We start from the raw sequence: 13,316 nt of genomic DNA, 5'->3' as shown, positions 1-13,316 counted from the left end.
GTTGCCGCTTTTTTTACGTTATCGCATCAAGGGGTTTAAAGAATAACGGGCGGTAGTCAATGTGGGTTTGCTCAATATCGCTCTTATCAGGCGCCTGATAGCCGGCGCAGGGGTAAAGGCCCAGCCAACAGTCTTTCATCATTAAATGCCACCAGTGAACATCCAGCGCAAAGCATTGTGGGTCACCGCCCTGCTCAAGATAAGCCAGGCTTTGGCGGAAATTGGCCAGCAGATGGGGATAATAGTGACGTTTCACCCGGTAGGCGCAGGCGCACCACGCCTGATTAACGCGAAGCAGGTAATCGACACTTTTTAAAGGCGTTACGCGATGATAGTTGGCGGAAAGAAACGCCACATCCCAACGGACGGCATCGAGCGTATGAAGCCATTTGTTCAGACGTGAAATATTCTCATCGTCGCGCACAAACTGAAAATCATCTTCAAAAATTAAAACATCTTCCCAATCGCTTTCCATCGCCATCTCCAGTACGGCGATATGTGACTTCACGCAGCCAAGGGCACCCGGCGACGCCTTGATAGCATCGAAGCGGATGATTTTCTCTTTCGGCGCAAGCAGTTCACGGAGATGATGCTTCATGCGCACATTCCGATCGCGACGATGGGCGAGGTTGATATAGATGATGCGGGAAAACGCGTCCCAGTGAATAGTTTCCATAAGCGTTAATGTCTGATAAACGCGCGGGCGGTGGCTTCCGCGATAGGCGTTTGGGCGCGAACCTCAACGCCGGTAAAGAGATAATGATGAAGATACTTTTTCAATCGCTCATGATCGAAGTGTTTGTAAAAGGCGCGGCCTAAGATTTCAACAGGTTTATGATACAGCTGCGCTTCTATTCCTACGGTCGAGTTAATCGTTAGTACCCGGCCAGAGGCTTTGATCAAATCCAGCGTGTTCTCCTGCGTAATAATAAAATTATGCTGCTGCTGGAGACGAGCGATATCAAGCAATTCGTCGGGTGCAGTTTCCGCCGGATGGATCTTGACCACCAGTTCCCGCTTTTCCTGTCGTGCGGCGCGACAGCCGTGAAGAATAGCCTCTTTATTACGCAGCTCGGCATTAAGCCAAAGCTGTGTATCGTACGAGACCTGCAGCGGCAGGAACAGAAAGCCTTGTTTGCGCGGCAGAACGGTGTCTTTTGCGATTTTCGCAATCAGAGGTGTACAGGGATTGTTGCGTGCCTGCAGCGGTGGCTGGCGTTTTTCAGTTTCGTAGTAGGCCATCCATTCTGCATGAAATTCGTCTGACACGGCAGGAAGGGCATCAAGGCATGAAGGGTTTTTCGCCAGCGCGGAAAGCGCATTTGCCCCCTCGGGATCGATAAACACCTTATTGGGAAAATTCGCCAGTTCGGTATAACGCGTGACAATATTGTGTTGCTGACAAAAAAGCGCGGCAGGCTTTTCTGCCAGCCCATTGCCGGAACAAAGGATCATTTTCGTCAGGGCCCTAAGTTCGGGCTTATTCATCAGTTGCAGCAGAAGATACAAATAAAGATTCCAGCAACGCTCAAAGGACATTCCCTGTATTAAAAATTCACGGGAAATACGAATGTCGCGTTCAATACGGGAATATATCGCGGGCTTATGCTGTTGAAAGGCCTGTGGCGAAGGGATGTCGATTTCACCGCTAATCCCCAAAATCGCGTGCTGACCTGGCTGTGTACTCAGCCAGTCGGTAATCTGCTGCCAGGGGGAGATGGCAATAATGTTCTGCTGCTCGCTGACGGGCAATCCTTGAATAACACGACAGTAGAAACGCGTGTTTTCAATCGTTTCCATGTAAAAACCGATCATTAGCGCCCCTGCTCATACAGCCAGTTTTCCGGCTCGCTGATATTTAACAGATTTTGCAGGATGTCCTGCTGCATGGTCAGCACCGTAATATTGCGATCATTCAGCGCCTTGCACTCGGCGGCGACCTGTTCAAGGGAACCCCAGAGGGTGGTTAACTGTTTTTGGTGGGCAGCAGGAAGGCGAGAAAAGAGCGTGCGCAGGCCGGGCGTGCCGACGGGAATACCCAGTTGGGTGAGCAGCTGGTAGCGCTGTTTGCTGTTGTGCGACAGTTGCTCGTAGCAGGCGATAAGCTGCGGGTTAAGCTGGTCCAGCTTTGCCGTATCGCGTGCAATAAGCCACTGGCGCTGGTCGGCGAGCAGGGTTTTCAGTTTGCCATAGGTGTCGCGGTCTTCGACCATACCCTGAACCAGCGTTTTGACGCACTGTGCGGCGTTACTCATTTTTACCTCTGATAATATTTCTCGATTGCGCTGGTCAGCGAGTCGAGATCGACGCTGATTTTCCCGCTGGCAATCGCTTCTTTCATACTGGCTACACGCGCCATGTCGACCTCTGGCAGAGCTGCCATCTGGGTCTGCGCATCGCCAAGAACGGGGTCGATGGCTGCGGTTTTTGTCGTTTTCATCTCTTCAGCGCCGGTCTTGCGCACCGGGGCCGCAGAGCTGGCCTGGTTGATCGCGCTCGTCATTGCATACTGGCTGGATGTCACTTTCATCGCATTACTCCATCATCGGATTTTTATTGGTCGTTTTCGCCGGGGCGGAAAGTGGCTTTCCGGGCGCCTTACCAGGGTAAAGCGGCGCATGAACGGCAAAACTTAAATGCGGCGAGGATTTTATTTCGCCGCGCTATAGCCGGTTCTGACAACGCCCATATCAATGACCATTGCCGTCACTTCGCGCTCGCTGCTCTCGTTTTTCACCTTGATCATCTCCCCCTTACGGCCCTTTTTCGACGCAATCCCCATGGTGCGTGCTTCCACGCCGTCCTGGTCGGCAATCATTAACACCCGCTGGCCGCGCTCGACCATGACCGGTGAATCCAGCTGGCTCAGGCTCAGCGGCTGCAACTCGCGGATACGGCGTTTCAGCGTCAGGCCCACCACGTCGTCCGGGCGGGTGATGTAGCCGCTGCGCAAATTGCTGATATTGAATTTTCTGCGCGTGATGTCGGACGCGGTCATCACATGCCCGCGCTCCAGGGTGTTTTTGGCCATCAGCACCTGCAGGTAGATGTCCGGTTTGACCGTGACGGCGATGTCCCACCCGCTTGCGGCGTCGCAGCGCACGTCAAAGCGCAGGCGGCGCAAGTCCAGGCGCTCGCCGCCCGGTGAGCTGAGGCTCAGCGGCACGGGGCACGGGGCGTAGTTCGATATCTCGGCGGGAATAAACAGGTTGAGCTTCGCCTGGTAATCCTCCCAGCGCTGACGTTCCGCCTCATGACGAATGAGGTCGGCGGCCTGCTGCTGAACGCGGGCATAGACCTGCTTGCGCGCGGTGGAGGGTTGCGGCTGTGCCACGGCGGAAAACGCGAGAAAGCAGAGCAGCGCAGTCGGCATGGCCCGGCGGAAACGGCGCTTCCCGTTTGCGGTCGCGGTTGTAGGTAAATCTTTATAAATCATGATGTTGTAAACCTGGCACGATAGTTGCTTTAAAAGGCTGAAGCAACAGGACTATCGCAGCGTCCATCATCACGAAGGAGTGAGTTGTGAGTATTACGTTTGATAAGGCATTGGGTGTTCATCCGCAGGCTGTAGCACTTCGACTTTCCAGGGCGGAACTGCTTTCAGCAAATCTGGCTAACGTCGATACCCCCAATTTCCAGGCTAAAGATATTGATTTTGCCGCTGAGATGCAACGTTCGCAGCGGGATTTCTTTCCCGGCTCAGCGCCGCAGGAGATGTATCGCGTGCCCTATCAGCCCTCCTCGGACGGCAACACCGTCGCGCTGGATGTGGAACAGGCGGAGTTTTCTAAAAACGTGCAGGACTACCAGATGAGCCTGGCGTTTTTAAACATGAAATTCACCGGCCTGAAGAAGGCAATTGAAGGTAAGTAATTGAATCAGGTGACAGAAAATGGCTTTTAGCGATATCTACCGCGTTTCGGGTTCAGCAATGACGGCGCAAACCGTTCGCCTCAATACCATCGCCAGTAACCTCGCCAACGCCGAAACCCCGGCGGTGGATGAGGGGAATGTGTACAAGGCGCGTCGTCCGGTATTTGCCGCGGTTTACCAGAACGATGAGCTGATGAGCGACAAGGCCCTGTCCGGTGCCCGCGTTCAGGTTCTGGACGTGGTGGAATCAGGAAATGCGGTGCAACGCTACGAGCCGCATCACCCGATGGCTAACCCGGACGGCTACGTCTGGTACCCGGACATCAACGTGGTGGAAGAGATGGCCGACATGATGTCGGCGTCGCGTAACTTCGAAACCAACGTCGATGTTCTTAACAATGTGAAAAGCATGCAGCAGAGCCTGCTGCGTCTTGGTGAGGCGTAATACATGAGCGTAAACGGCGTTTCGACTCAAGCGAGCGATACCGCAACCACAACGGACAGCGGCATCGCCCCCAACGACAACAGTGCAGCAGGGATGACCAATCTCTTTATGAAGCTGCTGGTGGCGCAGATCCAGAACCAGGATCCGCTTAACCCGACGGACGGGACCGAGTACGTCGGCCAGCTCGCGCAGCTGACGCAGGTGCAGTCGATGGAAAACATGACGGTGGGGATGCAGAACATCGGCGTGCTGATGGACAACCTGCAAACCCTGTCGACGGGCAACCTCGTCGGGCAAAAAGTGATGGTGCAAACCGACACGCTCCAGACCGATGGCAGCACCAGCGTCGATGGCCGCCTGACGCTGGAACATGCCGCCAATACCGTTACCGTCATTCTGAAAGACGAGAGCGGCAAGGAAACCAAAGTTGAGCTGGGCAAGCAGGAAGCCGGAGAGGTGAACTTTACCGTCGACCCGAAAGCACTGGGGCTGAAAGAGGGTAAATACACCATGACGGTCGTTACCGACACCGATGAGCAGAAGGTGCCGATCGAAGTGAGCGGCGTGGTGAACAACGTGCGTATCCCCGTCGATGGCAGCGCGATTGTGCTCAATATTCCGGGCATTGGCGATGTGCCTTATCACCAGATCACGCAGTTTGGCCAGACGCAGTCGAACACCAACACTTCCAAAAAATTGATGAGTTAATCAGGAACCTTTATGAGCTTTGATATTGCAATTTCTGGCTTGAACGCCATCAACGAGCAGCTGGGCGCGATCTCTAACAACATTGCTAACTCCGGGACCGTGGGGTTCAAGTCTGGCCGTGCGGAGTTTGCGTCTCTGTATGCCGAAGGTCAGCCGCTGGGCGTGGGCGTGACCAACGTTGCGCAGAGTATTTCCAAAAACGGAACCGTTTTTGCCTCTGCCAGCAGCCTCGATCTGGCGATCAACGGCCAGGGCTTTTTCGTCATGCGCGACAGTTCAGGCACCACGGCCTATACCCGCGCGGGCTACATGCAGACCGACAGCAACGGTAATTTGGTCAATAACCAGGGCATGTACCTGCAGGGTTATCCAGTCGATGCTAACGGCGTGATCCAGACCGGGACCGTCGGCAACCTGACCATCAGCAGTGGCTCACTTCCGGCAAAAGCAACCAGCTCGCTGGACTTCACGGCTAACCTCAACGCCAACGAGGACAAACCGAAGACGGCAACGTTTGATCCGACCGACGAAACCTCCTACAACCACACCTACGCCACCCAGGTGTATGACTCGTTAGGCCGTGAACACACCCTGAAGCAGTACTTCGTGAAAACCGACGATAACACCTGGCAGGTGCACTACTACATGGACGATAAGTCCATGGGCGACGCGAAGGACATGACCTTTAACGAGCAGGGCATTCTGTTGAAGCCTAACGGTGCGGTCAATCTCACTGCCGCCATCCCCGGTGCGGACAGCATTTCCCTGGACCTGAACTACAACGGCACGACCCAGTTTGGCTCCGATTTCTCCGTCAGCAAAAACAACGGTAATGGCTATGCCTCCGGCGAGCGTACCGGCCAGACCATTGATAAAGACGGCAGCGTATACGCGACCTTCTCTAACGGCGAGCGTCTGCTGCAGGGGCAGGTGGTCCTGGCGAACTTCTCTAACCCGAACGGCCTGTCCTCACAAAACGGCACCACCTGGACGCAGACCGCCAGCTCCGGCGCACCGCTGCTCGGCACGCCGGGCACCGGATTGCTGGGCGCGCTGACCTCCAACACCCTGGAAGGCTCTAACGTGAACCTGACGGATGAACTGGTCGGGCTGATGACCGCCCAGCGTAACTATCAGGCCAACACCAAAGTGATCAGCACCAACGACAGCATGATGACGGCGCTGTTCCAGGCGGTGTAATGGACCACTTAATCTATACCGCCGTGAGCGGGGCCTCCCGTAGCCTCGCGCAGCAGCAGATCCACGCCAACAACCTGGCGAACGTCAACACGCAGGGGTTCCGTCACGATCTGGATAACGCCCTGTCGCAGCAGATCCAGGGCGAGGGGTATGCCTCACGCTTTCTGGTGCAGCAGCAGCAGGGCGGCGTTGACCTGACGCCGGGCGCCACGCGTGACACCGGGCGCGATCTCGACGTTGCCATCAAAGGCAGCGGCCTGATTGCGCTGGTGAGCGGCAACCGCGAGGTCTATACCCGCAACGGCCAGATCCAGGTCGGCCCGGAAGGGGATCTGACCATCGACGGCTTGCCCGTGGCTGGCGACAACGGCCCGATCGTGCTGCCGCCGTTCTCGTCCATCAACATCGCTGACGACGGCGTGATCTCCATCGTACCGGACGACGGCAACGTGGCCGCGCCGATGGACGTCGACCGCATCAAGCTGGTGGATATCCCCGCGTCGCAGCTCAGCAAAGATGCGGCCGGATTTATGATCACTAACGCCAACGTCAATCCGCGCACGGAGGAGGTGGAGCTGGTCTCGGGCCATCTCGAAAGCTCTAACGTGTCGGCGATTTCTGAGATGGTCGCCAGCATTGCCCTTAACCGCCAGTTCGAAGCGCAAATCAAGATGATGAAGGCGGCGGAAGATCTGGCGACGGCAGGCAACCGCCTGCTGCGTAACACCTGATGTAGTAAGGAATAACGATGAATCCTGCTTTATGGATCAGTAAAACCGGTCTTGCCGCGCAAGACGCCAGGATGAGCGCAATCTCCAATAACCTGGCGAACGTTAATACCACCGGGTTCAAGCGCGACCGCGTGATGTTCGCCGATCTGTTTTACCAGAATCAGCGCACGCCGGGTGGCCAGCTTGATCAAAACAACACCTCGCCAACCGGTATTCAGTTCGGGACCGGCGTAAAAATCCTCGGCACCCAGAAAGAGTTCTCGACCGGCAACATTCAGAACACCGGACAGAAGCTGGACGTGGCGATCACCGGTCAGGGCTTTTTCCAGGTTGAAACCAGCGATGGCGATATTGCCTATACCCGCGCTGGTAACTTCCAGAAAAACCCGGACGGCATGCTGACCAACGCGCAGGGGCTGCCGCTGGTGCCGCAGATTGAGCTGCCGGACAACGTGAAAGATATCCAGATTGGCAAAGACGGCACCGTCACCGCCACGGTAGCGGGCGAAACCGATCCGGTGGAGTTGGGCCAGATTACGCTGGTCAATTTCGTCAATCCGGCCGGACTGGAAGCCATCGGCGGCAATCTCTATCGCGAAACGGCAGCAAGCGGTGAAGCGGTAGAGGGTGTGGCGGGAGAAGAGGCGTTCGGTCAACTCGAGCAGGGGTCGCTGGAAGGCTCGAACGTCCAGGTGGTGGAAGAGATGGTCGATATGATCACCGTCCAGCGCGCCTATGAGATGAACGCCAAAATGGTCTCGGCGGCGGATGACATGCTGAAGTTTGTCACGCAGTCGATGTAACGCGTGAAGCGAAGTGAACGAAAAATGAAAAAGCAGTTAGTTATCGGCTTTTTTGCGCTGCTGCTGGCCGGGTGTGAAAGCCCGGCCCTGCTGGTGCATAAAGACGACGCGGCCTTCGCGCCGCCGGAAGATTTTAGTCTGCCACCCACTCAGGTACAGGGGGGCGGTCTCTACAACGCCAATTACAACTGGTCGTTAACCCAGGATCGCCGCGCCTACCGCGTGGGCGACATTCTGACGGTAAAGCTGGATGAATCCACTCAGGCCAGCAAGCAGGCGCGCACCAACTTTGGTAAGAAAAACGATGTCTCTATCGGCGTGCCGGAGGCTTTCGGCCACTCGGTGGATAAGCTCTCTGGCTCGATAGACGGCAACCGTAACTTCAATGGTAATGCCACCTCACAGCAGCAGAACAGCCTGCGCGGTGCCATCACCGTTGCGGTCTACAAGGTGCTGCCGAACGGCGTGCTGGCGATCCGCGGGGAAAAATGGCTCACCCTCAACCAGGGGGATGAGTACATGCGTGTCACCGGGCTGGTGCGTGCGGAGGATATCGAGCGCGATAACTCGGTCTCGTCTCAGCGCATTGCCAACGCGCGGATCTCCTATGCCGGACGCGGCGCGCTCAGCGATGCCAACTCGGCAGGCTGGCTGACCCGCTTCTTCAACCATCCGCTGTTCCCGATTTAATGGAGTCTGCCATGCGTAAAGCAATGCTATTTCTGATGCTGCTGTGGTCGACAGGCGCGGCGGCGGAGCGTCTGGGCAACGTCGTGGATATTCAGGGCGTGCGCGGCAACCAGCTGGTGGGCTACAGCCTGGTGGTTGGTCTGGACGGGACCGGCGATAAAAATCAGGTGAAGTTTACCAGCCAGTCGGTGACCAACATGCTGCGCCAGTTTGGCGTTCAGCTGCCGACCAAAATTGACCCGAAGGTGAAGAACGTCGCCGCCGTGGCGATCAGCGCCACGCTGCCGCCGGGCTACGCGCGGGGTCAGGCAATTGACGTGACCGTCTCCTCCATCGGCGATGCCAAAAGCCTGCGCGGCGGAACGCTGCTCCTCACCCAGCTGCGCGGTGCGGACGGTGAAGTCTACGCCCTGGCGCAGGGGAACGTGGTGGTCGGCGGCGTTAAGGCCGAAGGCAACAGCGGCTCCAGCGTGACCATCAATACTCCCACCGTAGGTCGCGTGCCGAACGGCGGCTCGGTGGAGCGCGAAATTGCGTCCGATTTTCAGCAAAACCAGCAGGTGATCCTCAACCTGAAACGCCCTAGCTTCAAAACCGCCAACAGCGTGGCGGTTGCGCTGAACAATGCGTTTGGCTCGGGCACGGCGACGGCGCAGAGCGCGACGAACGTGGCGGTTAACGCCCCGCTGGCTGCCGGTGAGCGCGTGGCCTTTATGTCGATGCTGGAAGATGTGCAGATCAACGCCGGCAAGCAGCCGCCGCGCGTGGTGTTTAACGCCCGCACCGGAACGGTGGTGATTGGCGACGGCGTGGTGGTGCGCGCGGCGGCGGTGTCGCACGGCAATCTGACCGTGACCATACGCGAATCGTCCAACGTCAGCCAGCCGGGCGCCTTTAGCCAGGGCCGGACCGTGGTCACCCCGGACAGCGACGTCAACGTCGATCGTGGCCGTGGGCAGATGGTTGAGATCTCGGCGGGAACCAGCCTGCGCAGCATTGTGAACACGCTGAACAGCCTGGGTGCCGCGCCGGATGACACGATGGCGATCCTGCAGGCACTGCATGAAGCGGGCGCGCTGGATGCGGAACTGGTCGTCATTTAAGGAGACAGCATGCTACAGGCGATTCACTCTCAGACCAGCGTACTGCCCGGTGATATCACCGGGCAGGTGAAACCGCAGAACCTTGAGCAGGCGGCGGAGCAGTTCGAAGCCATGTTTTTACGCTCAATGATGAAACAGATGCGAAAAGCGTCTCAGGCGCTGGTGGACGATAACCCGTTCGACAGCAAACAGCAGCGCATGATGCAGGAGTTCTACGACGACAAGCTCACTTCTCAGCTGGCATCGCAGCGCAGCACCGGCATGGCGCAGATGATTATTGCGCAGTTGGGGCCGCAGGAGAGCGCGTCGCTTAAGAATGGGTCCCGCGCGGTCGCTTTAGAGGAACATCCACAGGAATTAAAAACCCCCGTTGTGCCGGTAATGCGTCGCGGGCAGGAGTAAACCATGAACATGATCAATATTGCCTGGAGCGGTTTGCAGGCGGCGCAGTTTGGGATGAGCGTGACCTCCATGAACATCTCTAACGCGCTGACGCCGGGCTACAGCCGTCAGGGTATTATCCAGAGCTCGGTGGTGACCATGGGCCAGGGCGGCATGTCCGCCGGGGCCGGGGTGCAGGTCGAGAGTATTCGCCGCGTCTCCGATCAGTACCTGACCAATCAGGTGTGGCAGAGCAACAGCAAGGCCAGCTACTACGGCATCAACAACCAGTATCTTAGTTCGCTTGAGAAAGTGATCGGCACCGATTCCACCAGCCTGGGCACCGGTCTGGACGACTTCTTTTCCGCATTAAGCGCGTTGACCAAAGAACCGGAAAGCGAAGCAAGCCGTCAGCAGCTGCTGAACCAGGCCGGCTCGCTGGCGACCCGCTTTAACAACATGAACGACTTCATTAACAGCCAGAAGACGTCGGTCACTAACCAGCGCAACACCATGGTAGGGCAGATCAACAGCCTGACGGCGGGGATCGCGGATTACAATAAAAAAATCATGGAGATGGACTCCACCGGCGGCAACAGCAACGTGCTGCGCGACCAGCGCGATGAGCTGGTCAAACAGCTAAGCACCTATGCCGATGTGAAAGTCACTGAGGACAGCAACGGCAGCTACGCCGTGGCGATGAAAAACGGTCAGCCGCTGGTCAGCGGCAAAGTGGCGGGCGAGCTGAGCAGTAGCCTCGACGGCAACGGTAATCCGGTGTTAAGCCTGAACTTCTCCAATACCAGCTTCTCATTAAATCCGTCGACGGGCGGGCAGCTCGGCGCGCTGTACGACTATGAAACCGGCGAACTGGCACAGATGCAGTCGTCGGTGCAGGGCATGGCAGAGGCCGTGGCAACGCTCTTCAACGACCAGCTGGCGAAAGGCTTCGATAAGAACGGTAATCCTGGTAAACCGTTGTTCACTTTTGACCTGAAAAACCCGGCCGGGATTTTGCAGGTTAACGATCTCAAGCAGGACGAGCTGGCCCTCTCCGACAATCCGGACGAGCAGGGTAACGATGGCAACCTGCAGGAGCTGATCAAGATTAAAAACCAGAAGGTCGACATCGGCGGCATGGGCAATATGAGCCTCAACGAAGGGGCCGCGGCGATCATCTCCAATATCGGTATCGCCAGTAAAAAATCCAAAAGCGAGCTTGAAGCGGCACAGGGCGTACTGGACCAGGCGCAGTTGCAGCGCAATAACCTCAGTGCGGTAAACAATGACGAAGAGGCGATTAACCTGCAGGTTTACATGCAGGCGTATCAGTCCAACGTCAAGGTGATCGCCACCGGCAACCAGATTTTCAACGATCTGTTAGGCCTGTTTTAACCGGCGTTAAGGAACCCAACTATGCGAATCAGTAGTCTTTATAACTCCGACGCCATGATGGCGCAGCTTGGTGTTAACGGCACCCGCATGAGCAAGCTGATGGAACAGATGGCCACGCAGAAGCGGATCAACGTCCCGTCAGACGATCCGGTTGCCGCCACGCGCCTGGTGCAGCTTAACCGCGAACAGTCGGCCATTAAGCAGTACCAGAGCAACATCACCGGCCTGAGCGGTTCACTCTCAGGCCAGGAGGCGCACGTGACCGCCATGAGCAACCAGCTGCTGTCGATGAACGATAAGCTGCTGGCTGCCGCCAACGGCACGCACAGCAGTGAAGATATGAAAGGGTTTGGCGCGGAACTGTCGTCCATGCTCGATTCGCTGGTGGCGTCGATCAACGCCCAAAACGAAAGCGGCGGATACCTCTTCTCCGGCACCAAAACCGATACCAAACCGGTGGTGTGGGATGAAACCCAGGGCAAATACGTTTATCAGGGCAATAACGGCACGCGTGAAACCACGGTGGCGAATGGCGTAAACGTGACGGAAAACACCAACGTCACGGCGGCGTTCTCCGGCAGCGGCGACGATCTGGAGATGCTGAACAAGCTCAAGGCGCTGAGCGATAAGATGCAGGACCCGAATGTGCCGGTCACGGACTATCAGGACGATATCAACGAGATGATTTCGCTTTCCGGTCAGACCCGTGACAAGGTGGCGGCGCTGTTTACCGACCTGGGTGGCCGTCAAAACCGCCTGACGATGCTGGCCGATGCGCATACGGATGTCAGCATGGCGAACGACCAGGTGGTACGCGATCTCTCCGACGCCGACCCGGCGACGACCTCGATTAACCTGCAGCTCTATACCAACTCGGTGCAGATCACCAACAAAGCGTACAGCATGATTAGCCAGCTCTCGCTCTTCAGTATGTTGTAATGGTTATGCAAGTCGGCTTAAAAACAACCTCGTTAACCACCACGCCCGGCGCCGTCAGAACGACGCCGGGCGCGGCACCCTCTATTGCGCGTACCGGGCAGGCGGAAAACGTACGTCACAACGCGCCGTCGTTTCCCGAATCTGCGCTGCTTTCACGACGCCCGCTGCGCTACAACGTTCAGTTGAACCAGCAGCTCACGGCGGTGCAAAAGGCGGAAAATTATCTCTCAGAAACCGAGACGCAGCTGCTGATGCTGCGCCATCAGGCGACGCGCGGCAACGCCAGCGAGCCGTCGGCCTCCGTTAACGCGCTGTTGCAGCAGCGCAGCACGCTGTCGGGCGGAACGGTTGATCGCAACTTTAACGTCACCCTGCAGCAAAAAAGCCAGGTGACGTTTACCCTGCCTGGGCTGGAAAAAATACTCGAACAAACCCCGGGCGAGACGCTGGTGTTTGCACTCGGCGGCAGCAAGCGTGAGCTGACGGGCGTGTCGATACCGGCAAACGCCACGCCGCGTCAGGCGCTGGTACAGCTTAACGTCGGGCTGGGTCGGCTGGGCATTCACGCCGCGTTAAAAAGCGACGGGCAGGCGGTGTTTCAGGTGGATGAGGCGCGCTGGCCGCGGGTAAGCCAGCATTTGAGCGTGCGCGGTGAAGGGCAGCAGTTCCCGGCGGAGGCCTTTACGCTACTTGCGCCGCAGGCGGAAGTCAGCCAGGAGGATGAAGTCGGGCAGCTTACGCGCCAGTGGGAGCGGGGGGCCAGCGGCAAGCTTCAGCAGACGCTGGAAAAAATTACCCGCGAGCGGAGCAAGCTGCATCAGCATCAGGAGCGCGTCTCATCGCGTATTCAGGATATGTCGACGGCCTATACGCCGCGCGAAGCGCTCGACACGGCGCGGGCGCTGGGCGATGCCCTGGCGAAAAGCGGTAAGCAGTTCGGATTGCTTTCTCAGGCGCTGTCGGCGCAGGGGAACGTTTCGCTGACCACGGTGAAGAATTTATTGGGTTAAGCTTTTTTTCCGGCCGGGGCGGCTGATGGCTGCCGCCC

The 13,316-nt window shown here is 57.3% G+C and carries 17 protein-coding genes; 12 read left to right on the top strand and 5 right to left on the bottom strand.

Features of this window, described 5'->3' with window-relative positions:
• Nucleotides 1–13: 13 nt before the first annotated feature.
• From I6L58_RS11025 to flgA, 5 genes are all read right to left on the bottom strand, one after another.
• On the bottom strand, nt 14–676 hold the full coding sequence (locus I6L58_RS11025; RefSeq protein WP_088209317.1) for a glycosyltransferase family 25 protein: 663 nt from the start codon (nt 674–676) through the stop codon (nt 14–16).
• A 5-nt stretch (nt 677–681) separates the two neighbouring features.
• Entirely contained in the window at nt 682–1,815 is a 1,134-nt protein-coding gene (locus tag I6L58_RS11020) for a capsular polysaccharide export protein, LipB/KpsS family (protein WP_088209318.1), read from the bottom strand.
• Nucleotides 1,815–2,255, bottom strand: coding sequence for a flagellar protein FlgN (locus I6L58_RS11015; RefSeq protein WP_088209319.1), 441 nt, complete (start codon nt 2,253–2,255; stop codon nt 1,815–1,817). The genes I6L58_RS11020 and I6L58_RS11015 overlap by 1 nt, the downstream gene beginning before the upstream one ends.
• Before the next feature lie 2 nt (nt 2,256–2,257).
• Entirely contained in the window at nt 2,258–2,530 is a 273-nt protein-coding gene (gene flgM, locus I6L58_RS11010) for a flagellar biosynthesis anti-sigma factor FlgM (protein WP_006177437.1), read from the bottom strand.
• Between the two features lie 120 nt (nt 2,531–2,650).
• Complete coding sequence (gene flgA, locus I6L58_RS11005) at nt 2,651–3,436, bottom strand: flagellar basal body P-ring formation chaperone FlgA (protein ID WP_088209320.1); 786 nt, start codon at nt 3,434–3,436, stop codon at nt 2,651–2,653.
• A gap of 86 nt (nt 3,437–3,522) precedes the next feature.
• Here flgA and flgB point away from each other — a divergent pair, with 86 nt between their 5' ends.
• From flgB to I6L58_RS10945, 12 genes are read left to right on the top strand one after another with little or no spacing between them, the layout of a single operon-like run.
• Nucleotides 3,523–3,873 carry a hypothetical protein gene (gene flgB, locus I6L58_RS11000; RefSeq protein WP_006177433.1) on the top strand — a complete coding sequence of 117 codons (351 nt, stop codon included), beginning with the start codon at nt 3,523–3,525 and terminating at the stop codon, nt 3,871–3,873.
• A 19-nt stretch (nt 3,874–3,892) separates the two neighbouring features.
• A complete protein-coding gene (gene flgC / locus I6L58_RS10995; RefSeq protein WP_006177431.1) occupies nt 3,893–4,318 on the top strand; it encodes a flagellar basal body rod protein FlgC in 426 nt (141 codons plus the stop codon).
• A gap of 3 nt (nt 4,319–4,321) precedes the next feature.
• A complete protein-coding gene (gene flgD / locus I6L58_RS10990; RefSeq protein ID WP_058610799.1) occupies nt 4,322–5,026 on the top strand; it encodes a flagellar hook assembly protein FlgD in 705 nt (234 codons plus the stop codon).
• Nucleotides 5,027–5,038: 12 nt separating this feature from the next.
• Nucleotides 5,039–6,226: a flagellar hook protein FlgE gene (flgE, locus tag I6L58_RS10985; RefSeq protein WP_058610798.1), complete on the top strand. Its 1,188-nt coding sequence runs from the start codon at nt 5,039–5,041 to the stop codon at nt 6,224–6,226.
• Nucleotides 6,226–6,957, top strand: a complete 732-nt coding sequence (locus tag I6L58_RS10980) for a flagellar basal body rod protein FlgF (RefSeq protein ID WP_006177428.1) — start codon at nt 6,226–6,228, stop codon at nt 6,955–6,957. The genes flgE and I6L58_RS10980 overlap by 1 nt, the downstream gene beginning before the upstream one ends.
• Before the next feature lie 17 nt (nt 6,958–6,974).
• A complete protein-coding gene (gene flgG / locus I6L58_RS10975) occupies nt 6,975–7,760 on the top strand; it encodes a flagellar basal-body rod protein FlgG (protein ID WP_058610797.1) in 786 nt (261 codons plus the stop codon).
• 24 nt (nt 7,761–7,784) lie between these two features.
• The gene (gene flgH, locus I6L58_RS10970; protein WP_058610796.1) at nt 7,785–8,450 is read left to right on the top strand and encodes a flagellar basal body L-ring protein FlgH; all 666 of its coding nucleotides are present in this window, start codon (nt 7,785–7,787) and stop codon (nt 8,448–8,450) included.
• 11 nt (nt 8,451–8,461) lie between these two features.
• Complete coding sequence (locus I6L58_RS10965) at nt 8,462–9,553, top strand: flagellar basal body P-ring protein FlgI (RefSeq protein ID WP_042321141.1); 1,092 nt, start codon at nt 8,462–8,464, stop codon at nt 9,551–9,553.
• Nucleotides 9,554–9,562: 9 nt separating this feature from the next.
• Nucleotides 9,563–9,955 (top strand): rod-binding protein, encoded by a 393-nt coding sequence (locus tag I6L58_RS10960; RefSeq protein WP_006177421.1) that lies wholly within the window; start codon nt 9,563–9,565, stop codon nt 9,953–9,955.
• Nucleotides 9,956–9,958: 3 nt separating this feature from the next.
• A complete protein-coding gene (gene flgK / locus I6L58_RS10955) occupies nt 9,959–11,329 on the top strand; it encodes a flagellar hook-associated protein FlgK (RefSeq protein ID WP_006177420.1) in 1,371 nt (456 codons plus the stop codon).
• 21 nt (nt 11,330–11,350) lie between these two features.
• Nucleotides 11,351–12,268 (top strand): flagellar hook-associated protein FlgL, encoded by a 918-nt coding sequence (gene flgL, locus I6L58_RS10950; protein WP_088209321.1) that lies wholly within the window; start codon nt 11,351–11,353, stop codon nt 12,266–12,268.
• A complete protein-coding gene (locus I6L58_RS10945) occupies nt 12,268–13,278 on the top strand; it encodes a hypothetical protein (protein ID WP_081047607.1) in 1,011 nt (336 codons plus the stop codon). Before flgL ends, I6L58_RS10945 begins: the two co-directional genes overlap by 1 nt.
• Nucleotides 13,279–13,316 lie beyond the last annotated feature (38 nt).

This window comes from Enterobacter cancerogenus (assembly GCF_019047785.1).
GTDB classification, from domain to species: domain Bacteria; phylum Pseudomonadota; class Gammaproteobacteria; order Enterobacterales; family Enterobacteriaceae; genus Enterobacter; species Enterobacter cancerogenus.
The sequence above is the reverse complement of the archived record's forward strand: the minus strand, read 5'-3'. Positions and strand labels throughout refer to the sequence as shown.